This is a genomic window from Loigolactobacillus backii (assembly GCF_001663675.1).
Lineage (GTDB): Bacteria > Bacillota > Bacilli > Lactobacillales > Lactobacillaceae > Loigolactobacillus > Loigolactobacillus backii.
On sequence record NZ_CP014873.1, the window covers coordinates 1,956,467 to 1,978,723 of the forward strand.

At 39.8% G+C, this 22,257-nt stretch carries 23 protein-coding genes; 18 read left to right on the forward strand and 5 right to left on the reverse strand.

The genetic code is table 11. From position 1 onward, the window contains the following. The first annotated feature begins 66 nt into the window (after positions 1–66). The 5 genes from xerD to AYR53_RS08875 all read left to right on the forward strand — a co-directional run bounded on the left by xerD (position 67) and on the right by AYR53_RS08875 (position 3,466). On the forward strand, positions 67–954 hold the full coding sequence (gene xerD, locus AYR53_RS08855; RefSeq protein ID WP_068280726.1) for a site-specific tyrosine recombinase XerD: 888 nt from the start codon (positions 67–69) through the stop codon (positions 952–954). Between the two features lie 81 nt (positions 955–1,035). Then, positions 1,036–1,389, forward strand: coding sequence for a RibT protein (locus tag AYR53_RS08860; RefSeq protein WP_068224424.1), 354 nt, complete (start codon positions 1,036–1,038; stop codon positions 1,387–1,389). 3 nt (positions 1,390–1,392) lie between these two features. Further along, complete coding sequence (locus AYR53_RS08865; RefSeq protein WP_239693281.1) at positions 1,393–2,142, forward strand: segregation and condensation protein A; 750 nt, start codon at positions 1,393–1,395, stop codon at positions 2,140–2,142. Then, complete coding sequence (scpB, locus tag AYR53_RS08870) at positions 2,139–2,735, forward strand: SMC-Scp complex subunit ScpB (RefSeq protein ID WP_068224421.1); 597 nt, start codon at positions 2,139–2,141, stop codon at positions 2,733–2,735. Before AYR53_RS08865 ends, scpB begins: the two co-directional genes overlap by 4 nt. Then, positions 2,735–3,466, forward strand: a complete 732-nt coding sequence (locus AYR53_RS08875; protein WP_068224417.1) for a pseudouridine synthase — start codon at positions 2,735–2,737, stop codon at positions 3,464–3,466. Before scpB ends, AYR53_RS08875 begins: the two co-directional genes overlap by 1 nt. 326 nt (positions 3,467–3,792) lie before the next feature. On the opposite strand, the gene AYR53_RS08880 is transcribed toward AYR53_RS08875, so the two are convergent. Beyond that, entirely contained in the window at positions 3,793–4,029 is a 237-nt protein-coding gene (locus tag AYR53_RS08880; protein ID WP_068224414.1) for a ferredoxin, read from the reverse strand. Between the two features lie 27 nt (positions 4,030–4,056). Between AYR53_RS08880 and AYR53_RS08885 the strand changes: the two genes are divergently transcribed. The 8 genes from AYR53_RS08885 (at position 4,057) to AYR53_RS08920 (ending at position 12,676) form a co-directional block, all read left to right on the forward strand. Beyond that, entirely contained in the window at positions 4,057–5,118 is a 1,062-nt protein-coding gene (locus AYR53_RS08885) for a helix-turn-helix domain-containing protein (protein WP_068280717.1), read from the forward strand. Continuing rightward, the gene (locus AYR53_RS08890; protein ID WP_068280713.1) at positions 5,084–6,538 is read left to right on the forward strand and encodes a RecQ family ATP-dependent DNA helicase; all 1,455 of its coding nucleotides are present in this window, start codon (positions 5,084–5,086) and stop codon (positions 6,536–6,538) included. Before AYR53_RS08885 ends, AYR53_RS08890 begins: the two co-directional genes overlap by 35 nt. A gap of 118 nt (positions 6,539–6,656) precedes the next feature. After that, entirely contained in the window at positions 6,657–7,298 is a 642-nt protein-coding gene (locus AYR53_RS08895; protein ID WP_068280711.1) for a LysM peptidoglycan-binding domain-containing protein, read from the forward strand. A gap of 70 nt (positions 7,299–7,368) precedes the next feature. Continuing rightward, positions 7,369–8,055, forward strand: a complete 687-nt coding sequence (cmk, locus tag AYR53_RS08900) for a (d)CMP kinase (RefSeq protein ID WP_068224408.1) — start codon at positions 7,369–7,371, stop codon at positions 8,053–8,055. A 79-nt stretch (positions 8,056–8,134) separates the two neighbouring features. Then, entirely contained in the window at positions 8,135–9,376 is a 1,242-nt protein-coding gene (rpsA, locus tag AYR53_RS08905; protein ID WP_068224406.1) for a 30S ribosomal protein S1, read from the forward strand. 89 nt (positions 9,377–9,465) lie between these two features. Further along, complete coding sequence (gene der / locus AYR53_RS08910) at positions 9,466–10,776, forward strand: ribosome biogenesis GTPase Der (protein ID WP_068280704.1); 1,311 nt, start codon at positions 9,466–9,468, stop codon at positions 10,774–10,776. Positions 10,777–11,017: 241 nt separating this feature from the next. Continuing rightward, positions 11,018–11,293: an HU family DNA-binding protein gene (locus tag AYR53_RS08915; protein ID WP_068224403.1), complete on the forward strand. Its 276-nt coding sequence runs from the start codon at positions 11,018–11,020 to the stop codon at positions 11,291–11,293. A 120-nt stretch (positions 11,294–11,413) separates the two neighbouring features. Further along, on the forward strand, positions 11,414–12,676 hold the full coding sequence (locus AYR53_RS08920) for a tetratricopeptide repeat protein (RefSeq protein WP_068280701.1): 1,263 nt from the start codon (positions 11,414–11,416) through the stop codon (positions 12,674–12,676). 66 nt (positions 12,677–12,742) lie between these two features. Here the strand turns inward: AYR53_RS08920 and AYR53_RS08925 are convergent, their stop codons facing one another. Next, positions 12,743–13,558 (reverse strand): site-specific integrase, encoded by an 816-nt coding sequence (locus tag AYR53_RS08925; RefSeq protein ID WP_068280698.1) that lies wholly within the window; start codon positions 13,556–13,558, stop codon positions 12,743–12,745. Positions 13,559–13,897: 339 nt separating this feature from the next. Here AYR53_RS08925 and AYR53_RS08930 point away from each other — a divergent pair, with 339 nt between their 5' ends. Beyond that, a complete protein-coding gene (locus AYR53_RS08930; RefSeq protein WP_068280696.1) occupies positions 13,898–14,986 on the forward strand; it encodes an Ldh family oxidoreductase in 1,089 nt (362 codons plus the stop codon). 234 nt (positions 14,987–15,220) lie between these two features. On the opposite strand, the gene AYR53_RS08935 is transcribed toward AYR53_RS08930, so the two are convergent. Then, positions 15,221–16,597, reverse strand: a complete 1,377-nt coding sequence (locus tag AYR53_RS08935; protein ID WP_068280694.1) for a DHA2 family efflux MFS transporter permease subunit — start codon at positions 16,595–16,597, stop codon at positions 15,221–15,223. A gap of 26 nt (positions 16,598–16,623) precedes the next feature. Here AYR53_RS08935 and AYR53_RS08940 point away from each other — a divergent pair, with 26 nt between their 5' ends. Then, the gene (locus AYR53_RS08940; RefSeq protein ID WP_017866964.1) at positions 16,624–16,881 is read left to right on the forward strand and encodes a transposase; all 258 of its coding nucleotides are present in this window, start codon (positions 16,624–16,626) and stop codon (positions 16,879–16,881) included. Beyond that, the gene (locus AYR53_RS08945) at positions 16,866–17,750 is read left to right on the forward strand and encodes an IS3 family transposase (protein WP_105782191.1); all 885 of its coding nucleotides are present in this window, start codon (positions 16,866–16,868) and stop codon (positions 17,748–17,750) included. The genes AYR53_RS08940 and AYR53_RS08945 overlap by 16 nt, the downstream gene beginning before the upstream one ends. 632 nt (positions 17,751–18,382) lie before the next feature. Here AYR53_RS08945 and AYR53_RS08950 read toward each other — a convergent pair. After that, complete coding sequence (locus AYR53_RS08950) at positions 18,383–19,174, reverse strand: alpha/beta fold hydrolase (RefSeq protein WP_068280691.1); 792 nt, start codon at positions 19,172–19,174, stop codon at positions 18,383–18,385. 401 nt (positions 19,175–19,575) lie between these two features. Then, a complete protein-coding gene (locus AYR53_RS13330) occupies positions 19,576–20,436 on the reverse strand; it encodes a helix-turn-helix domain-containing protein (RefSeq protein ID WP_158234248.1) in 861 nt (286 codons plus the stop codon). Positions 20,437–20,529: 93 nt separating this feature from the next. On the opposite strand from AYR53_RS13330, the gene AYR53_RS08960 reads away from it, so the two are divergent. Beyond that, positions 20,530–21,081, forward strand: coding sequence for a flavodoxin family protein (locus AYR53_RS08960; protein WP_068280690.1), 552 nt, complete (start codon positions 20,530–20,532; stop codon positions 21,079–21,081). Beyond that, the gene (locus AYR53_RS13335) at positions 21,074–22,252 is read left to right on the forward strand and encodes an MFS transporter (RefSeq protein ID WP_082920457.1); all 1,179 of its coding nucleotides are present in this window, start codon (positions 21,074–21,076) and stop codon (positions 22,250–22,252) included. Before AYR53_RS08960 ends, AYR53_RS13335 begins: the two co-directional genes overlap by 8 nt. Positions 22,253–22,257: the final 5 nt, after the last annotated feature.

Sequence of the window (22,257 nt, forward strand, 5' to 3'; positions counted from 1 at the left end):
TAGTAGTGGGTATTATTACTAACTTTTTAATTTCGCTCTCTTTTTATAGGGGTCTAGGAGAAATTAATGGATGAATTAATAGCTGATTTTAAACATTACCTAATAGTAGAAAAAGGACTGGCACCTAACACTGTTTCTAGTTATTGTCGTGATTTAGAGCGCTTTATGGCTTATTTAAAGGCTCAGAAATTAACCAGTTTTGATCAAGACCATTTTGTCATCTTAAATTTTTTAAGTGAACTAAACAATGAAAATTTAGCAACAAATAGCATTATTCGGATGGTCTCAAGTCTACGTAAATTTTACCGTTTTTTACTTGAAACGGCGCAAATGACAACTGACCCAATGCTTCAAATTGATTCGCCTAAAAGACAACAACATTTGCCCCAGGTATTATCGCAAAATGAGGTTGTCAGTTTGTTGAAGGCACCGGATACAACCACGGCCATTGGTATTCGTGATCGTGCAATTTTGGAAGTGATGTACGCAACTGGATTGCGGGTTAGCGAACTAACCCACTTAAAGATGAGTGAACTACATTTAAGTTTGGGCTTAATTCAAACCATTGGTAAGGGTGATAAAGAACGAATTATTCCGATTGGTGATGTTGCCATTGATTGGATTCAACGATATCTGGAAACGGCTCGGCCGCAGTTTTTAAAGTCTGGTCAGCGTAGTGATACGCTATTTGTTAATCACTATGGTCGACCGTTCACCCGCCAAGGTATTTGGAAAAATTTGAAGGGCCTAGTTAAAAAAACGGGAATAAAAAAAGATGTTACGCCGCATACGTTAAGACACTCATTTGCAACGCACCTATTGGAAAATGGTGCTGACCTACGAGTTGTTCAGGAATTATTGGGCCACGCAGACATTTCAACGACGCAAATTTATACCCACGTTAGTCAAAAGCGGATCCGTGAGGTTTATAATAAGTATCATCCGCGGGCCTGAAGGCGAATTGTATTTCATTTTTTTGTGTGTTATGGTTATTAGTACTTATAGTTAAGCAGGTTTTAACCTTGGAGGTTTATAGTGCTGTTTAAATACAAAACAGATTACGAAAAAATTGCAATGGGCTTACTGTCTTTTATTCCTGATTTGGATGAAGTGAGTCATTTAAAGGAAGAACTAACTTGGTACCAAACTGAGGCCAGCCGGCAGTTATACCTGTGGAAGAATGCAAGTGGTGATTTTGCCGGGGTTATTGGTATCGAATTGAATAAAGATTACGTTATCATACGCCACCTTGCACTAAGTCCTTCTGACCGCAACGAAGGAAATAGTTTTGCGATGTTGACAGAGTTGGCTGAATTATACCCGGACAATAAATTAATGGGAACCATTAGTACATCGCCGTTAATTGCAAAGTGGGAACAGACACACTAAAGGATGATTGATTTGGCCTTAACCGTAAAATTACCGGAGTTTGAAGGTCCTTTAGATCTATTACTTCATTTAATTAAGAAATCAGAAATGAATATTTACGACATTCCAATCGTCGCCATTACTTCCCAATACTTGGAGTATTTGCACCATATGCAAGCCTCAAGGTTAGAAGTGGCCGGCGATTATTTTGTGATGGCGGCAACTTTAATGCGCATTAAAAGTCAAACCTTACTGCCACGGGAGCCAACTGTTGAATTAACTGAAGATGAGGATATCTCGATTGATCCACGGGATGAATTGGTTAATCAACTGCTTGTTTACCAAACCTACAAAAAAGCCGCAACTGATTTGCAACAAAAGGAACTGGTCCGTAAGACACATTTTAGTAAGGCACCTAGCTTAACTGCCAGTGCCGAACCTTTACCAATGCCGAAGAAACATTTGCGGATAGATGAGGTCACGGCGGCGCTAGTCAATTTACTGCAAGGTAAAGTTGTTAAGCCGGTTTCGGTACGCAATGTGGTTCGGGAAACGATTACAATTAAGGATAAAGTTCGAGCAATCATAAAACAATTACAGCAAAATAAACGCGGCATAGTGGATTTTGATGATTTGTTAAATAATTCAAGTGTCGAAGAGACAGTAACCACTTTTATGTCGGTTTTAGAACTAATGAAAAATGGTCAAGTGTCCTGTTATCAGGAAGCTGTTTTGACACCAATTACGGTTGCTTTAAAGGAGTCAAAAGCATGAATTTAACGGCAACTTTAGAAAGTTTACTCTTTGTTGCCGGTGACGAGGGTATTACGCTGGATCAGCTGGACGAATTACTAACTGAAGGGCGCACAACAATTATGCGCGCCCTTCAACAGTTTGAGAGTGATCTAAAAGCGGATCATCACCGGGGACTGACACTTTTTCAGTTTGGCGATCACTATAAATTAGTGACTAAAAAGGCTTACGCCGAAATTATTAAGCACTACTACGAAATACCACTAACGACTAATCTTAGTCAGGCCTCATTAGAAACCTTGGCAATTATTGCCTATAAACAACCGATTACACGGGTTGAAATTGATGAAATTCGTGGTGTTCAAAGTAGCGGTGCACTGCAACGCTTGTCCTTACGGCGACTAATCGAAGAAAAAGGCCGTAAAAATGCGCCTGGACGACCAATTTTATACGTAACTAGTCCTTTTTTTCTTGATTATTTTGGGCTAAAGCAATTGAATGAACTACCGCCTTTGACGCAAGAAAAAGCGACGACTACTGAATTAGAAACGGCAGATACAGCTGATCTATTTAAGGCCTTTGAGGCGCAATTAAAAGATAAGGAAGAAAAATAATGGAAAGATTACAAAAGGTTATTGCAGCAGCAGGAGTTGCTTCCCGGCGAAAGGCCGAGACCTTAATTAGTGACGGTCGAGTTACCGTTAATGGTGAAACGGTCACGGAAATGGGAGTTAAAGTTAGTGATCGGGATCAGATTGAGGTTAATGGTGTTCCGTTAGAACAAGAAAAAAAGCGTTATTTCTTATTTTATAAACCCCGGCAGGTTATCTCGGCGGCCAGTGATGATAAAAAGCGGAAAACGGTTGTTGATTTCTTTCCTGAAGTTAATGAACGAATTTACCCGATTGGTCGTTTGGACTACAACACATCAGGGTTGATTATTTTAACTAACGATGGTGAATTAGCTAATTTACTAACGCACCCGCGCTACCAAATTGAAAAATCCTACATCGCTAAAGTAACGGGGATTCCCACTAGTGAGGCCCAGAAAACGTTACGGACAGGCGTTCGTTTAGAAAAACGACGCACGGCTGCCGCTAAGATTAAGTTACTTTCCAGTGATAAGGTACACCGAACTGCCCAAATCAGTGTCACAATTCATGAAGGAATGAACCATGAAGTTCGTGACATGTTAACGGCAGTTGGTTATCCAGTTGAAAAGTTACGGCGGGAAAGGTACGCTTTTTTAACTGCTGATGGTTTAGTCTCTGGTGACTCACGACCACTTCAGGCTCAGGAAGTAGCGGCTCTTAAAAAGTTGGCCAGAACTGGTAAAATTCATTAGCCGGGACACATTTGCCGAAGTCAGACGACGATATGTTAAAATTAAGGGAGTAGGCCAAAAATCGGCTTTGGGTTTACTGTGTAACGTAAGTTAGTTCATAACCGTACTATGGTTATTAAAGTAGGCATGTGAACCCAGACTTTTGGCCCACGTTCTAGAATAATGTTCAGAAACAATAAGAGGCCAGGACTTTTGTCCCAGCCTCTCTTTTATTTTTTAGGCACGAGTGCGTATTGAGCGTAATTAAGGTCTTACGGCATATAAATACATATAATTAATAATTAGAATTACTTAAGGCACACTTCTTTTTATATTTTAAAGCTACTTTAGTAAATTTGTTTTATATTAAATGGAATATTTTGGCGGATAATTGCGTGTGTTGGGCAGTTTTGGTATGCCTTTTTGAAATTTGCTAACTGGTCAGCAGCAATTGGTGTTTTTCCTAAATTGTTGTCGGGCTTAAAGTAGGCAATACCGTTAGTTTGGTAGTCAAAAAGTTGGGGTGCATTGATCTGGCATAGGCCACAGGCAATACACTGTTCTTGCTGAACTTTACTGTACATAAATTTGGCCTCCAAGAAGGGATTCTCATGGAACAAGAAGATTATTTATTACTATTATTTGATCGGGTACAGTGGCGGCGATCGCGAGCAATTTTAAATTTACTCAAGGGAAAACGGACAGTGTCCAATTTATACGCCGGATTGACCTATCAGTTACTTCCATTATACCAGCTTATGCCTCACTTAAATGATGTGAATTTTAAGCGTGGCCTTGACCGATTAAAACAACGTGGCCAATTGGAGATGGAAGAAAAACGTTACCGGTTAACTGAAGCCGGTTTAAAATCACAGCAGACCTTTATGTTGGCGCATTTTGTTCCCCAGTGGTTCAATGGATTTAAGCAACCTAATTTGCAGCATTTTATGGCGCGATTATTTTTGGCCACGCAAGTAACGTCCGAGTATACCCGTCATAATGCACGTTACTATCCGCTTGAAGTATCCGAAGTTGATCAGCAGGCCGTAAAAGTGTGGTTTACCCAGCATAAATCACCGCAATTAGGTCATGCCTTATTAAGGGAATGGCAGCAATTTTTGCAACAGTTACCCCAGCATGATGCCGATATTTACAGTCAATTTTTAGTTGGCTACAAAATTACGCGGTTTGCGTTGCCCCAAGTTGCACAATTATTTAAACTAATGCCACTTGAGGTTGCACTGTATCAAATTGATATTACGGCCCATTTAATTAATTTACTGCAAAAGACACCGGTGGATTTTCCATTACTGGCCGCGCTTTGGCAACCGCTCGCACAAGGTGTGCTTAGTCAGAGTAGCGCATTGACTTATCGTCTGGCACTTCAGGGCACTGACCTAACTAAAATTGCGCAAATGCGGCGTTTAAGGCCGGGTACAATTACTGAACATTTATTAGAGGCCGCTATCTTAACACCAAATTTTCCTTATAAAACTTATCTAACAGCGACGCAACGGCAAAAATTAGCAACGGCCTTTTCTGGAACAGTTATTGATGACTGGCAATATGATCTAGTAGCGGCGCAAGATATTTCATTTTTTACATTTCGTTTATACCAAATTGAATGGAGGAGAAGCCATGAATACGGCGGAATTGACAAAAATATTAACTAAACGATTTGGTTATACAACTTTTAAACCAGGCCAATTAGACGTTATTCAGGCGGTTTTAGCAGGTCAGGATACGTTTGCGGTTTTGCCTACTGGGACTGGTAAATCGCTCTGTTATCAATTACCAGGTTATGCGACCAGCGGAAGTGTTGTTATCGTTTCACCATTATTATCCCTGATGCAAGATCAAGTAGCACGGCTACACTATTTAGGTGAAAAAAAAGTAGTGGCCTTGACTTCAGACCTAACGATAATGGATAAAAATGGCGTATTACAACAGCTACAGCAGTACCGGTTTATCTTTTTATCACCAGAAATGGCTAATCAACCGCGTGTTCGCACTGCGTTAGGCCGGCTAGAAATTTCACTGCTAGCTATTGATGAGGCACATTGTATTTCACAGTGGGGGACGGATTTTCGGCCGGATTATCTTGAATTGGCCTCTTTGCGTGAGCAGTTACAACCGCGTGCAACGTTGGCCATGACAGCCACGGCCACTAAACGTGTACAGGCCGATATTCTAGTCAAACTAGGTTTAACGGCGGCCACAACGAAAAAAGTTATTTATACTGTTGACCGACCTAATATTTATTTAGACGTTCAACAATACGCAAATGAATCCGAAAAAGAGCGGGCCTTGATTCAATTCTGTCGGCAACTAAAAAAACCAGGAATTGTTTATTTTTCTAGCAAACAAAAGTCTGAAGAAATGGCCGATAAAATTCAAAAAGAAACGGGTATAAGAACTAGCTTTTATCATGGAGACCTACCTAGTCAAGATCGCTACGCCATTCAGCAACAATTTATGCAAGGCGACCTAGCAATTATTTGTGCAACTACCGCCTTTGGAATGGGGATCAATAAGGCCAACATTCGATTTGTTTTGCATTATCATTTAGCCTCTAATCTAGAAAGCTATTTACAAGAAACAGGTCGAGCAGGTCGCGATGGGCAACAAAGTATTGCCATTTTACTGTTTCAACCTAGCGATATCCGAATTCAAGCCAATTTAATGGCGAGTGGTATTCCGGATAAGGGGCTCATTAATCAATATTTTAAGAATCCAAATAATTTTAAAGCAATGCACTTTCCTGAGATCGATTTGCTCCGCTTCTATCAACAGCATGGTTATTCTGCTTCGGCCATTCAGCAACTTTTACAAAAACGGCAAGAGGAAAAACGTTTGGCGTTAGGTGGTATGCTAAGTTACATCACAACGCCAAATTGTAAACGACAGTTTATTTTAACTTATTTTGCGGACCATAAATCAATCACTTGTGATAACGATTGTTGTTGCCATAATCAAATGACCGATTACCTTGAACAATTGAATTTGATCACAAAAAAGGAAGAACAAAAAGAGAGCGTTGCCTATGCCGATTGGCAAAGCCGCCTAAAGCAACTTTTCTTTACGGAATATTAAAGAATTTGAAAGTGGTTTATGTTACAATAATTCCTAGAAGTTCGACCTAAGAATATGATTGGTCCGCTAACGAAACCAGGTATTGTTAATGGTATTTCGTGAATGAGGGGGAGCGTCAATGAATAAGAATGAGGAACCAAATAAAAAAACTGCTGCTCATGAAGAACGTCCTTGGGCCAAGCAGTTTGACAATACCCGTGATGATCGGGGCAACGTCTCGCGTGCTGCAACTCGAAAAAAAGACCGGGGTAACGCAACTTTTGTGACAATCCTGACGATTGCTTTGTTAGCTTTAGCTGCACTACCTATTGGGGCTTGGATGATTTTTCAAAATCAGATGAATAAGCCAGCGACACCACATAACACGACTGCAATTGTGAGCTCTTCTAAGAAAAAGGTAGCTACTAGCAAAAAAACGCAGTCAAAAAAAAATGCACAGGCAAGCAGTCGTAAGAAAGTAACGACAAGTAATGCGCAAAAGACAAGTTCGGTTGCCACAACAGAAACAAGTACTGCACAGGCGGCCTCTTCTTCTGAACAAGTGGCCGCTGCGAGTTCTAGTAGTTCAAGCGAGGCGTCGTCCAGCAGTAGTGCCGCTTCTGCTAGTAGCAGCAGTGGCAGTTACGTGACCGTTGCGGCTGGCCAAGGTGTTTACCGGGTAGCGGCTAATAATGGTTTAAGTGTTCAAGAACTCTTGAAATTAAATGGGTTAACTAGTGCAGCCACAATTAAGCCAGGTCAGCAATTACGGGTTAAATAAAATATTAAAAGTTAACTACTGAGGTCTGTGGCTGACCTCAATTTTTTTGTGGAAAAAGGGGTTTTGATTAATGGCAGTGGGTTTACAGATCGCAATTGATGGTCCGGCATCGGCTGGGAAAAGCACAGTAGCAAAATTGGTTGCTAAACAATTACATTATACTTACTGTGATACAGGTGCGATGTATCGTTCAATTACTTGGGCGGCGATGCAACATGGTTTAAGGCTAACTGATGAAGTAGCGGTTGTTGCTTTATTGGATAAAAGTACGATTCGCTTTGAGCCGGGAGAGGTTGAGCAGCGGGTTTTCTTTAATGAAACCGAGGTTACAGCGGCCATTCGGCAACCTGATGTGACCAATAATGTTTCAACGATTGCCGCATTAGGTGGCGTCCGGCAGAAGTTAGTTCAGCTACAACATCAAATTGCGGCGGTGGGAAATATTGTGATGGATGGTCGCGATATTGGAACGGCCGTGTTACCTAACGCTGAAGTTAAGATTTTCTTAGTTGCCAGTGTTTCCGAACGGGCTACAAGACGGTATAAAGAAAATTTAACGAAGGGGATTAATACACCCCTTGCCGTTTTAAAGCAAGAAATTGAATTGCGGGATAAAAAGGATTCTACGCGTAAAATTTCCCCGTTAGTTCAAGCAAAAGATGCGGTGTTAGTTGATACAACGTCATTAAATATTGATCAAGTTGTTGCGCGGATTATTAGAATTGTCCAAGAAAAAGAGAAAGATCATAATAAATAATAGCTTTTCCTAGCATTTCGTCTGCTTTTACTATAAAATAGACACTGTAGTTTCAAGCTGTTTAAGGAGGATTTTTGGCATGAGTGAAAATAATAATACAAATGAAAATAAAAATGCCATGGCGGATGCTTTAAATAGCGTCCACGATGTGAAGATCGGTGACATTGTGAAAGGTGAAGTACTCGCAATTGACGATGATAAGCAATTAATCGTTGGTATTCAGGGTACTGGGGTTGAAGGCGTTGTTCCACTTAAGGAATTGGCCAGTCAACCAGTTGATGACATTAAGGATATTGCCAAAGTTGGTGATGTACTTGATTTAGTCGTTATTTCAACTATTGGTAAGGATAAAGAGAATGGTAGTTATCTCCTTTCTAAACGTCGGTTAGAAGCACGTAAGGTCTGGGCCGATATTCAGAAGGAATTTGAAGCTGGCAATACGCTTACCGCAACCGTTACCGAAGTTGTTAAGGGTGGCTTGGTAGTTGACGCTGGTGTTCGTGGTTTTATCCCAGCATCGATGATTTCTGACCATTTTGTTGATGACTTGTCACAATACAAAGGTCAAGAATTAGAACTTAAGATTATCGAAATCGAACCAAGCGAGAATCGTTTGATTTTATCGCACCGTGCGATTGTTGAAGCTCAAAAGGCTGAACAACGCGAAAAGATTTTAGCAACAATTAAGGCCGGCGATACTGTCGAAGGTACTGTTGCTCGTTTGACTAATTTTGGTGCCTTTGTAGATCTTGGTGGTATTGATGGATTAGTTCACGTTTCTGAAATTTCTTATGAACGTGTTGCTAAGCCTTCCGATGTTCTTAAAGTAGGTCAACAGCTTAAAGTTAAGGTATTAGCAGTTGACCCTGAAAAGAACCGGATTTCACTTTCACTGAAAGCTTTACTTCCTGAACCTTGGGATGGTATTGAGGATAAGGCACCAGCTGGTACCGTCCTTGAAGGTACGGTTAAACGATTAACAACTTTTGGTGCCTTTGTTGAAGTATTCCCTGGTGTTGAAGGTTTAGTTCATATTTCTCAGATTTCACATGAACATATTGCAACACCGAATGAAGTACTTTCTGAAGGCGAGACAATCAAGGTTAAAGTCTTAGAAGTTAAACCTGAGGCGCACCGTTTAGCACTTTCGATTAAGGCTTTAACACCAAAACCAAATACTGATGATAAAACAAATACGGCTTCACCTGCAGAAACCAGCAATTATCAAAGTAATGATGATGAAGGTGGCTTCACATTAGGCGATCTTATTGGCAATGAATTAAAAAAGAGTACGTCTAATAACGATGATGATAAGAACTAAATCAGTTTTATAACAATTTGGAGATTGGCCCAATACCAATCTCTTTTTTGTTTGAAGTTGTGAATTTTAAATGAAAGTGAGGGATTGTAATGACAAAACCTGTAGTAGCAATTGTAGGTCGGCCTAATGTCGGTAAATCAACTGTATTTAACCGAATTGCTGGCGAACGAATTTCCATTGTTGATGACGCGCCAGGTGTGACGCGTGATCGGATTTATGCGCCGGCAGAATGGCTGGGCCATGAGTTTAATTTAATTGATACCGGCGGAATCGACATTGGTGATGAACCATTTCTAGAACAAATTAAAGAACAAGCTGAAGTTGCAATTGATGAAGCTGATGTTATTGTTTTTTTGACCAGTGTTCGTGAAGGTTTAACTGATGCTGATGAGAAAGTTGCTAGATTACTTTATCGATCGGATAAGCCAGTTGTTTTGGCAGTTAATAAGGTCGATAACCAAGAACTAAGGCAAGATATTTATGATTATTATGCTTTAGGATTTGGTGATCCAGTTGGTGTTTCTGGCGTTCATGGCATTGGGATGGGCGATTTACTTGATGAGATTGTTAAGCATTTTCCCGAAGAAATTGATGAAGTTGATGATGATCGAATCCATTTTAGTTTGATTGGCCGACCGAATGTTGGTAAGTCATCACTAGTTAATGCTATTTTAGGCGAGAACCGGGTCATTGTTTCTAGTATTGCCGGGACAACACGGGATGCCGTTGACACGCAGTTTATTGCTGCTGATGATTCAGAGTTTACGATGATTGATACGGCTGGTTTACGTAAACGGGGTAAGGCCTACGAAAATGCCGAAAAATACAGTGTTTTACGGGCAATGGCCGCAATTGATCGTTCTGATGTTGTGTTAGTCACGTTAAACGCCGAAGAAGGTATTCGCGAGCAGGACAAGCGCATTGCGGGTTACGCGCATGAGGCCGGTCGGGGAATTATTATAACGGTTAATAAATGGGATACGCTTAAAAAGGATAACCATACGTTAAGTGATTTTGAAAATGCCATTCGGGCCAATTTTGCTTACTTAGATTACGCCCCAATTGTTTTTGTTTCGGCTAAAACTAAGCAACGCCTTGATCAACTACCGAAAATGATTCAAGAAGTAAGTAAAAATCAAAATCGTCGAATTAAATCTTCTGTTTTGAATGATGTGCTGATGGATGCAATTGCAACTAACCCAACGCCATCGACTAACGGTAAAAAGTTGCGGGTTTATTACGCAACACAAGTGGCCATTAAGCCACCAACGTTTGTTATTTTTGTGAATGATCCTGATTTGATGCATTTTTCTTATGAACGTTTTATTGAAAATCAGATTCGCGCGGCCTTCGAATTTTCAGGAACGCCAATTCATATTATTACCCGCCGGCGAAAGTAGTTAGAGCTTGCTGTAACGCAAATTTGGTCAGATTGATGCCAGATTTACTAATTTTGGCTATTTTATTAAAAAATACGTGATAAATCACGAAAAAACCTTGCTATCAAGGCATTCCTATGATATCTTTGATTCAGAAATGATGATTTTGTTTCATTATTTCGTCACTTTCTATTTTTAATAGAAATGGCAAATCTGATATTAGACGATGAGTCTATTATTTTGATGCGGAGGTGAATTCACTATGGCAAATAAAGCTGAATTAATCGAAAATGTTGCAAGTCAAACTGGTTTAACCAAAAAGGACGCAACTGCTGCTGTTGATGCTGTTTTTGGTTCAATCCAAGATACATTAGCAAAAGGCGAAAAAGTTCAATTGATTGGTTTTGGTAACTTCGAAGTTCGTGACCGTGCTGCTCGTAAGGGTCGTAACCCACAAACTGGCGCTGAAATTCAAATTCCAGCAAGCAAGGTACCAGCATTTAAACCTGGTAAGGCATTGAAAGATGCTGTTAAATAAGTAATGAAGGACTAGCAATTTAGATTGCTAGTTTTTTTGTCGTCAATTTTTGAGCAAATTAAGTACTTTTATGCTAAACTAATGTGTATTTGACAACAAAACGAAGAAGGGTGTTTTTAGATGAGTTATTCAGAACAAATGTTAACAAAACTCTCTAGCGGCCAACTTGATGCGGCCAACAAGGCATTTATTCAAGCGTTACGGCGTGATGATGACGAAACCCTATTTAGTTTAGCTGAGAATCTATATGCCTTAGGATTTTTAAAACAAGCCAAACGCACGTATTTAAAACTATTGAAAAAGTATCCCGATGAAGATGAGATTCGAACCACTTTGGCCGATATTGCGATTAGCGATGGTAATAATGATGAGGCGCTGACCTATTTGGACGCAATCAAACCGGATTCACCTGCTTATGCGGAAAGTTTACTGGTTGCGGCCGATATGTACCAGCAACAAGGGCTCTATGAGGTCAGTGAACAAAAGTTATTAACTGCTCGCCGTTTGTTCCCAGATGAATCAGTGATTACGTTTGCGTTGGCCGAATTCTATTTTGATAGTGGGGAATTCCATAAGGCGGTCATCTATTACGAAACATTAGTAGCGGCCGGGGTGACTGAACTTTCTAAGGTTAATATAATTCAACGTTTAGGTGTTGCTTACGCTAATACTGGTGAGTTTGAGCGGGCATTAGAATATTTGGAACAAATTCCGACTGAAGAATTGGATCCTGATGCCGCTTTTCAGTACGGTTTTGTTGAATTACAGTTAAAGGATTACAAAAAAGCAATTGAAGTTTTATCAGGTTTGCGTGATCAAGATCCGCAGTACACATCACTTTATCCCTATTTGGCGGAGGCTCTGGAGGCCAACCAACAATTAGAGGAAGCCATGCGGGTTTTGCAGGAAGGTATTGGTATGGATCAATACAATGAGGTTCTCTATAATAAGGCGGCCCACGTTGCGTTGCGGCTGGATGACAGTAAGGCTGGGGAAAAATATTTAATTCAGCTACTGCAAATTGACCCGGATAATATGGCCGCAAAAATCGAGCTCAGTAATTTGTACGTTAAGCAGCAACGAGATACTGATAACGTTAAATTGTTGGCTAAGGCGGTTGATCAGGGGGATGTAGATCCGCAGGCCTATTGGAATTTAGGCGTCTCCTACGAGCGCTTAGAGGCCTATAAAAAAGCACGGGAAAACTATTTACTAGCCTATTCAACCTTTAAAAATGAGCCTAATTTTTTGCGGCAAATCATTAATTTCTTTCGAGAAGAAGGGTTGCGCGATGAAACTCTGGCGGCCTTACAGCGTTACGTTAAATTAGTGCCCACCGACGATGATATGGCCTTACTTTTAGAAGAATACCGACAAGAATAAAGTAGATCAAATTATCGATAAAACGGACCAACAAAGTTGCGCTGACAACTTTGTTGGCCCGTTTTGTTATGGTAAATTCTTTTTATAGTACGCTAATGAGGCGGGATCAAGGCGTAGGGCCGTCATTAGTTCTTGGTCAGATAATTCTCGGTGATTAATAATGTAGTACATCAGGTAACCTTGGTGCAGCTTACTAGGTAACAAAGTTATTTTTAGAATATTACCATCCCGCTTCAGATATTTGTGTAAACCAGGTAAGGTTAACTGCGGCTGGTCGGTATCCCGCCGTGTTTTAAGAAATAAATCCTGACTAGCCTGTAATGTGGCAAATGGCTGGCGGTAAGTCTGAAATTCCGACCAAAATTGGCGTTCACTGGGTGTTAATTTTGATAGATCAAGTTGTTGGTAAAAACCGGGGCTAAGAAATTCCTTGACTGTGAATCCCTTGGCCAATAATAAAAGGGCCGCCCGTGTATAAAAAGTTAGTTGTTCATTTTGTAGTAGTTCAGGTAATTCCTGTAACCAATCAGTTTGAAAAGTTGTAGTCAAACGTTCTTTAGGTAAACCTTTTAGGCCAACTGTTGGATAATTGGTAATTAATTCGCGAGTAAAAAGAAATTTAAAGTAATTATTTAGGTGGGACATAATTTTGTTATAGGTATCGTTTTTTAAGGCACGCTGATTCAGTAGCATTGTGAGGTAATCGCGGATATCGTTTTCTAAAATATTATTTAAATCCGGATCACTTTGGTAGGCCCAATTAAATTGTTGAAGGTAGTCAAAAAAATCGGTCAAGGTGTGCTGATACTCCGAAATTGTGACGGGAGCCAATTCTTTATTCTGTAAATATTTATTGAAACTCTTTTGATAAGGGAAGGACATGGCAGCACTTACTTTCTTAATAATTAACTAAAGTATAACATAAAAAAGTTACTTTAACTTGATTAAACAAAAAATAGCGCTGCAAGCAGCGCAAAACCAATAGTAAACCAATAGTAACCAAATTCAAATTATGGATAGAACCCAGTGGGCGTAATTTCAATACATCTAGAAAATTTAGTATTATGAATAATTAATTAAAATATAGAGAATATTATTGTAAAATAATTTGTTTTTGATTAAAAATAAAGTTGACAAATAACATTATTTTCTTTAGCATAAATAGCATAACTTGAATTGCACAGCGGTTTATTTAAGAATCTAAAGAGTGTGGTGGCTAACGTGGTAAAAAGATATGATAGTGATAAAATGAAACAACTAGTTTTTAAGATTTATCAGGGTTATGGATTTTCCGTCAAACAAAGTGAGCAGTTGGCGGAGATGCTTATTTATACTGATTTACACGGCATTGAATCGCACGGGGTGCAGCGGTTGATCATGTATGATGACTTCATTCAAAATGGTAAGATTCGCGTACATAGTAAGCCAGAAATCGTTAAGGAAACGGATGTTTCTGCCGTGATTGACGCCCATTTTGGTCTTGGACAGTTGAATGGTATTTTTAGCATGGATTTAGCAATTAAGAAGGCCAAACAACATGGGATTGGTATTGTGACTACGCGGAATTCTGGTCATTACGGAATTGCCGGGTACTACGCCAATTTAGCGGCGGAACAGGGGTTGATCGGAATGTCCTCGTGTAATTCACGACCAGCGATGTTACCGACGCACGCCACTAAGGCCTTTGTTGGCACTAATCCGATTGCTTTTGCCATGCCGGCCAAGCCGCACACGTTTATCTTTGATTGTGCGACGACAACAGTCCCTCAGGGGAAAATCGAGGTTTATAATAAATTGGAAAAAGATTTGCCGGCATTATGGGTGGCAAAGAATGGTAACGAGCCAGTCTATGATCACCGTGATCAAGCCGATTTTGCGGCACTTCGGGATCCGGAAGCCAATGTTGGTTTGGCGCCCTTAGGTGGCGTTTCTGAGGATACCGGCAGTCACAAAGGTTTTGGTTTGGGTATTATTGTTGAAGTCTTCACGTCAATTTTATCGATGGGTAATATTTCGACTGAGATTACGCCGGATGATTTGAGTGTTGGCCCGTGCCAAAGTTTCACGGTGATTGATCCCGCTATTTTTGGTGATAAGGACAAAATTATTGATCGTTTTTCTCGTTACTTACAGGATATTCGCGAATTGCCGGCCATTCCAGGTAAAACAATTTACGTTCACGGTGATAAAGAGGCAATTGCTTACGAAGATCGGAAGAAAAATGGCATCATCATTGACGATCGAACGTTGGAGGAAATTGTTGGAATCGCTACACGATTAGGTGTAGACTACGCGGCTGCAATCAATTAGCAAGTGTTTGAAAGAATGTCGAATTAGGCAAAAATAAATTTATATCTAATTGGTAAACCACAAAGAAAGTGGAACGAAAGTCAGTTTTGGGCTCACGTTGTAGAGCAATGTTCAGAAACAGTAAGAGGCTAGGACAAACGTCCTAGCCTCTTTGTGGGCAGTAATACGTTAATATTTGTTTTGAAAGTCCCTTCGGTAGTACTTTTCTAACTAATTTACTTTTCCAAACACTTTCTATTTTTGGAGGTTAGGTTTAATTGATAGTGCTAACAGGGCAACGATCACAATTATGCCGAAGCTCAGCCATAAAGCAAGTTGACTCCCATTGACTGTTTGGACCACTGAAGTTGTTTTAGGCGTTAAGCGAACGCCAGTGGCCAGCATAACCGCCATGACTGTTGTTCCAAGGGAGCCTGCGTATTGTTGTAAGGTATTGAAAAGCGCATTACCATCACCGATTTGGGTGCGGGGGACCTGCTGTAATCCGAAAGTCAATGAATTATTGAACATGAAACTGAAACCAATCATGTAAAGTACATTAAAAATGATGATCGGCAAAATGGTTAAATGCTGGGCAAAGAGTGCAAATAACAGTGTGGAGGCCAGCAAGAAAACAGTTCCTAGTAAGATTGGTTGTTTGAAGCCACGACGATCCATCAAAGCACCAGCGAGTGGCGATAATATGGCAGAGGTCAAACTACCGGCTAATAGAAGTAAACCAGAAATTAAGGCATTTTGGCCTAAAGCTAGTTGGGCAAAGTTTGGTAGTAAAAAGGACATGCCAATTTGAACGAACTGAATTAAAAAGTAGAGCACTAACACTTTAACAAAGGTTTGATTTTTGAAAACTGCCAGTTGAATCAGTGGGTGTGTGCTATGATTGGCCAAGTGGATAAAAATGGCAAAGGCGAGTAAAGCGAGAAATATTGGCAGATAACAACTGGGAGCACCAGGGCCGGCAGTTCCAGCATTATTAAGTCCTAGTGTCAATAGAATTAGGCCGATTACTGCGAAAATAAACTGGGACAGCGGAAATTTTTGTTGTTGCGTGTTAGCCAATTGGGGCATGTTTTTACTAGCGATTAACCAACAGATTGCGCCGATAGGAATTGTGATCCAAAAAATCACGGGCCAGGTGGTAAACTGAGTGATCAAACCCCCATAGGTTGGGCCTAATGAAGGGGCCATGGCAATGATCATTCCGGCAGTTCCGGTGAATTTGCCCTGTTGATGAAACGGCACTTGCTGCATGATTAGTGCAAAAACTAAAGGCATGGCAAAGCCGGTTCCAAAGGCCTGAATGATGCGACCTAATAAGAGTACTGATAAAATCGGTGCTGTGGCGCATAGTAGGCCACCACAAACAAATGCGAGTCCACCAATGTTGACAATCGTTCGCGTTTTAAAATTGTTCTGAACAAAGGCCGCAACAATCATAGTGGCGGCCACTGCCAGTAAATAGGCGGTGGTTACCCACTGGACGGTACTTAATGATGTGTTAAATTGGTTCATTAAGGTGGGAAAGGTAACGTTCATCGATGTTTCAACTAATACACCACAAAAGGCTAGTCCTGAAGGTAGTATGAAATCATGGACACGATTTAGTATAATTCCATAATAGGAAGGATTGTGTTTTTATGACCAAGAAAAAGTACTCAGTAGATTTTAGAAAAATGATTGTCAAGCTGTACCAGGATGGCGCCCCGGTAGCTGATCTTACAGACGAATATGGTGTATCAAATGTAACTATTTACAAATGGATTAATCTATATAAAGAAGACAAAGGAAGTGGAATTTCCAAATCAGATGTTTTAGCGTTGCAAAAACGTTTGAAACAGCTAGAAAGTGAGAATGACATCTTAAAAAAAGCCTTAACCATATTCGCCAAAAAGTAAACCCAGATGACTGGCAGACAGCCGTTGATATTAATTTGAAGCACCATAGTATCAAAGAAACCTGTAAAGTACTCTCAGTTCCACGCTCAACTTACTATGAACATCAGCAGAATCATGTATCGCCACAAGCCAAGCGTCGTAAGACACTTAGCCAGTCGATTAAACGCATTTACTTTAATTCTAGACGTATCTACGGGGCACCTAAAATTCTAAAAGCGTTACAAAAAGAAGGTAAGACTGCCAGTATTAAGCTAGTTCAACGATTAATGCGCCAAATGGGGTTAAAATCAATCACGCGCAAGAAGTGGCATTATCAACAAACTAATGATATTGATGCGACTGATTATTCAAATATACTCGCGCAAGATTTTCGTACAACCAGTCCAAATCAAAAGTGGTGTGCAGACATAACTTATATTCACACCAAAGCCAATGGCTGGTGTTATTTATCAAGCATTCAGGATTTATATTCACGTAAAATCATTGCCCATAAAATCAGCCGTCATATGACTGCTGATCTTGTGATCAGCACTTTTCAACAAGCCTTTGAAACTAGAAAGACGACTAATAACTTAATTGTGCATACCGATCTGGGTAGCCAGTACCGCAGTGCTGGCTTTGAACAGATCTTAGCGCAACACCATATTCGCCATTCTTATAGCAAGCGTGGCTGTCCCTATGACAATTCATGTTTGGAATCATTTCACGCCAGTTTGAAAAAAGAAGAGGTTTACCAACACCATTATCAGGATTTTGAAGAAGCAAATGCTGCAATATTCAGCTACATTGAGAGCTTTTATAACAGTGCTCGAATTCACAGTAGCATTGATTATTTAACTCCAAATGAAAAGGAAAAATTAGTCGCTTAAATTATACATAAAATGTGTCCAGATTCTTGACCTAAATCCAAGTCCAGCGGTTCCGAAAATAGCCAGTTTGGTTTGCAATGGGACTTGTTTTTCTATTTGGTGCAAAAAATAACCTCCAGAACCAAGGAAAACGCACTTCAGTAGTATGCAAACTACAGAAGGTACTTTTCAATGGTAACCTAGAGGCCACAAAGATATACAAGCACCGCACAACGAATGAACGTGTCATTTCGCCTTGGTAAAATTTGTAAATAATGATTTAATTTCTATCATACGCTATCAGTCGGCGATAAAGCAAAGGAAAGTTATAAATGGCCTTTTCCGGATGAACTGTCGAAAATAAAATTAAACTCGATTTCCGAACACGTACCTAATTCATGTTGGTAAATAAGGCCGGGATAAAAGTCCTGGCCTCTTTACTATTCCTGATCATTACTTTAGAACGTGCGCCAAAAGTCTGGGTTTACGTGCCTAACTACAGCTAATCCAATAACCATAGTACGGTTATTGAATTAGTCTACGTTACGCAGTAAACCCAAAACCGACTTTTGTCCCATTCCCTTATTAGCATCTGGCCTGGCCAATTTAATTTGGTATAGATAAAGTGATTAACAGTTTACTAAAGCGACCAGTTATGCTTGGACAAAGTTAGTAACTAATTTGTTGAAGCGATCTGCCTCTTCATAAAATAGCATATGGCCAACGTTAGCAAAGCTTTCAAATTGACCTTTTGGTAATTCATCACTAACTTGCTTGACCAGTTTCCAATTAAAGAAACTTTTTTTACCTGAGATCACCAAACTAGGAATTGTGATTGTTTTGATAACATCTGACCAATTATTTACCATATGATTATAAAATAAAGGGGCAATGAAATCAGCTTTACCCTTATTTGATTCGGCCAATAAATCTGTTAGATTAAGTGTTTTATCAATTACGATGCCCTTAATAAAACTACCGAGTGCTTCTTCTTTATTGGTAAATAGGGACTTACAAAAATCGAGCGTGGCCTGATAATTTAGTAGGCCCGATGGATTTTCTTTGGTAGAAAGCGCCCATGCAGGTTCGTCAACGAAGATAAATTTACTTAATCGATCATTTTGGAAAAGATCCCAGTATGACCAGCCAACGGAGCAGCCCATTGACCAGCCGAGATAGGTAACATTTGTTAGGTTCAATTGCGTTAATAACTCATGAATATCAGTTGCCAATCGAGAAATCCTGGCACCGCTGTTAACGGTATTAGAATTACCATGACCGCGTAAATCAACTGTGATAACGTGAAAATGTTGGCCAAGCTCAGGAATATTTCTTTCAAAATATTTTCCAGAACAACCATAACCGTGCACCAATAATAAATTTTGGCCCTGACCTGATTCAGAATAATAAAGTTTTACATTGTCGTTAGTTTCAAAATACGACATCCAATCACCTCGCAAACTTAGCCTAGTTCAGATGATTAAATAATTCAATTTAGTGTTTTAGTGCACATTGTTTAGTGGTCACGTTAAATTAGATAGAATTAATTTTTTCTAGAATCTGATCAACATTGCCAATGAAGTTTGTAATAAGGCTCAGTTATGGTGTAATTTAAACATTCTCTAAATTAAGTGACCTGTAACCAGATTGTTCTGATTACAGGCCATTTTTATTTTGAAGTGGTGTAATTAAAAAAGCAACTCATTTTTTTATACATTTAGACTGAACTGACCTGGAAAATTATTTTCAAATATGACTGGTGTAACTTCACGATTAGCGTTTTATTTGCGTCGATACACCTTTGCCTAAATCACATTCAAAATGTAAAAGCGAGTCAGTGCTCTCCTTAATGCTGCCAGGCCTGAAACTTTTTCAGACGTTGCTGGTAAAGGCGTAACAGGTTTGGTGAATCTAATTGTTTAAATATTGAAAAGACTTCATTAATAGTTTGGTTTCCCAAGGCAGTTTTATTTTTTTGCAAGTAAATCAGGCCGTGAATAAAGTGTAGTTCAGTTTTTTCGTAAAGGTACTGCTCGTTATCAATAGTTTGGGCTACCTGATCAGAAAAATAAACGGCGTCTTCCAGATCGTGCTGATAGCTGGCTAGTAAGGCCGATTTTAATAAAATGTAGGTGAAATCTGCCTGGTGATTCCAATCGACATTTAAGGTGATTTCGCCGTTGTGAAGTAATTGTTTGGTCAAAGCGTAAACGGTTGGTGCAGGAAAAACATCCATGGTACTCATGTACAAACGAATTTCGTAGTGTGTCCAGGTTTCAATATTGAATAAAAAATTACTAACCTCGTGAATTTCGGTGGGCGTTAAATGCTCAGTGCGGGTTAAATGTTTTTGCTTCAAATAATTGAAATAATTATAAGTTGATTGATTTTCCTGCCACTTTTTAAAGTAGTCGTTAATCAATTGTTGGTGAGTAAGTTTTGTGATTTGATCGAGGTAATCCTTGGTGTCATCAAAATAAAAGGCCTGGTGCCGGTGGTGGTAGACGTTATCAATAAAAATAAATTCCGCAACGGAAACGTTGATATTTAAGAGCAATGCGTAAAGTTTTGCAAAGCTAATATTGGTTAAATTTCGCTCAAAGCGTGATAAAAATGATTTAGAAACAATTTGGTTTGCCGCCTTTTGCATGGTGATGTTTTTGGCCTCGCGCAAGCGTTTATAAGTGGTACCGAAAGTAGTAATCAAGCCAATTTCACACTCCTTGTGAACTATATGCAACAAGTATACGTCTCTAGCGGTTAGCATGCTAGACTAAAAAATAAATGAGGAGATGGCGACATGAAAATAGTTTTGATTACTGGTAGCTCACGCCAGGCAAGTAATTCAACCTACCTGGCGAAGACGATGTTAGCAGGATTACCATTTACGGAGCTTGAGCTTAAAACATTTACGCTCCAGCCAATTGTTGATCACCGACACGACCGGGAGTGGCCCCGCGTGGCCGATGATTATCCGCGCCTAATTAAGCAGGTTTTAACGGCGCAGGTTATTATATTTGCCACTCCAATTTATTGGTATGGCATGTCCGGTTTAATGAAGACCTTTATTGATCGCTGGTCAGAGTCACTTAAGCTGGTGCAAGGCTTTCGGGAAGGAATGAAAGGCAAGCAGGTTTATTTAGTTTTAGTTGGTGGTGACCGGCCCCGCAAAAAAGGTCAATTGATTGAGCAACAGTTTCGTTATATTTGTGAGTTTCTCCAAATGAACTTTAAAGCAGTGCTTATTGGTGAAGCAAATCGGCCCTTAGAAATTAAAAATGATCAGGCGGCCTTGCAACTTGCGGCCCAACTTGGTCACCAACTTAAAAGGGATGGTGATCAGCATGCTTAATTTATTAAAAAACCATGAATTTAGAAACTTCTTTTTTGCCGACATTATTTCTAGTTTTGGCGTTGGCATGACTACGGTAGGAGCCAACTGGTATTTGCTGGCACAAACACATTCAAATAAATACGTGGGAATTTATTTAACACTTAACGTGTTAGCGGGGTTTTTAATGGCGCCACTGGCTGGAAGCATTACCGATCGTTTTTCCCGAAAAACCGTTATTTTTATAACCTTTTTGGTTCGCAGCGGGCTCATTGCTTTAATTGCCCTTTATTTTGCCATTACTGGTTTTTCACTGTGGTTAATGTATTTACTAGCACTGATCACAGGTGCTGGCTGGATTACCTACATGGCGGCCTCACGTAGTTACGTGCAAACAGTGCTCCCAAAAGGAATGCTCGGTTCGGCCAATTCCTTTATTGAAATTTCTTTACAAGTTGGGATGTTTACGGCGGGCGCTGCCTCTGGTGTGATCTTACATTACACTGGTTTTACGGTTATTTTAGTGATCAACGCCTTAGTCTTTTTGGTAAGTAGTTTACTCATCGTTAAAATAAAAAAAGATCCACCTTCTATGACCCAGGGGACGAACAGTGGGTTTAAGGGTGGTTTGAAATATGTTTTGCATAATCGCCTAGTTTTAATTGTCGGGTTGCTCTCAATTTTGCCTTTGATTGTCACCCAACTTTTTAATGTATCATCACCAGATTACGTTGCAACAATATTAAGGTCAAATAGTGTTGCTTATGGTTTTGCAGATATGTCCTACGGGATTGGTGGTTTAGTTTCTGGTCTATTAATGGCCAATATTTTAAAAAAATTCAAAAAAAAGATGATTACGATTACTTTATTTGGCCTAGTTGTATTAGCCTTAATTGCGCTGTTTCTTGGTCACCAAATTAGTCTAATGTACGCTGCTAGTTTTTTAATCGGCCTGGCCAATTCATCTTTACGAATTGTTCTAAATACAATTTTAATGACGCACATTGATGGTCAGTTCATGGGGCGGGCCACCTCGTTGTGGAATGGATTAGCGCAATTCATCGAGATCTTTGCGTCAACCTACATTGGTATTCTAAATGATTCTTACGGCGCAAATTATGGTTTTTTATGCATGGCGTTCATCATGGCAATCGGTATGTTTTTGACGACTGCCATGTCTAAAAACAGTTGAGGTGT

Bases quoted from the DNA above. Each gene is read 5' to 3' on its own strand.
- AYR53_RS08920 (WP_068280701.1), top strand. From the start codon at position 11,414: ATGAGTTATTCAGAACAAATGTTAACAAAACTCTCTAGCGGCCAACTT.
- AYR53_RS08895 (WP_068280711.1), top strand. From the start codon at position 6,657: ATGAATAAGAATGAGGAACCAAATAAAAAAACTGCTGCTCATGAAGAA.
- AYR53_RS08875 (WP_068224417.1), top strand. From the start codon at position 2,735: ATGGAAAGATTACAAAAGGTTATTGCAGCAGCAGGAGTTGCTTCCCGG.
- AYR53_RS08915 (WP_068224403.1), top strand. From the start codon at position 11,018: ATGGCAAATAAAGCTGAATTAATCGAAAATGTTGCAAGTCAAACTGGT.
- AYR53_RS08890 (WP_068280713.1), top strand. From the start codon at position 5,084: ATGAATACGGCGGAATTGACAAAAATATTAACTAAACGATTTGGTTAT.
- AYR53_RS08865 (WP_239693281.1), top strand. From the start codon at position 1,393: ATGATTGATTTGGCCTTAACCGTAAAATTACCGGAGTTTGAAGGTCCT.
- AYR53_RS08940 (WP_017866964.1), top strand. From the start codon at position 16,624: ATGACCAAGAAAAAGTACTCAGTAGATTTTAGAAAAATGATTGTCAAG.
- cmk (WP_068224408.1), top strand. From the start codon at position 7,369: ATGGCAGTGGGTTTACAGATCGCAATTGATGGTCCGGCATCGGCTGGG.
- AYR53_RS08885 (WP_068280717.1), top strand. From the start codon at position 4,057: ATGGAACAAGAAGATTATTTATTACTATTATTTGATCGGGTACAGTGG.
- AYR53_RS08960 (WP_068280690.1), top strand. From the start codon at position 20,530: ATGAAAATAGTTTTGATTACTGGTAGCTCACGCCAGGCAAGTAATTCA.
- rpsA (WP_068224406.1), top strand. From the start codon at position 8,135: ATGAGTGAAAATAATAATACAAATGAAAATAAAAATGCCATGGCGGAT.
- AYR53_RS08950 (WP_068280691.1), bottom strand. From the start codon at position 19,174: ATGTCGTATTTTGAAACTAACGACAATGTAAAACTTTATTATTCTGAA.
- xerD (WP_068280726.1), top strand. From the start codon at position 67: ATGGATGAATTAATAGCTGATTTTAAACATTACCTAATAGTAGAAAAA.
- AYR53_RS08880 (WP_068224414.1), bottom strand. From the start codon at position 4,029: ATGTACAGTAAAGTTCAGCAAGAACAGTGTATTGCCTGTGGCCTATGC.
- der (WP_068280704.1), top strand. From the start codon at position 9,466: ATGACAAAACCTGTAGTAGCAATTGTAGGTCGGCCTAATGTCGGTAAA.
- AYR53_RS08925 (WP_068280698.1), bottom strand. From the start codon at position 13,558: ATGTCCTTCCCTTATCAAAAGAGTTTCAATAAATATTTACAGAATAAA.
- AYR53_RS13335 (WP_082920457.1), top strand. From the start codon at position 21,074: ATGCTTAATTTATTAAAAAACCATGAATTTAGAAACTTCTTTTTTGCC.
- scpB (WP_068224421.1), top strand. From the start codon at position 2,139: ATGAATTTAACGGCAACTTTAGAAAGTTTACTCTTTGTTGCCGGTGAC.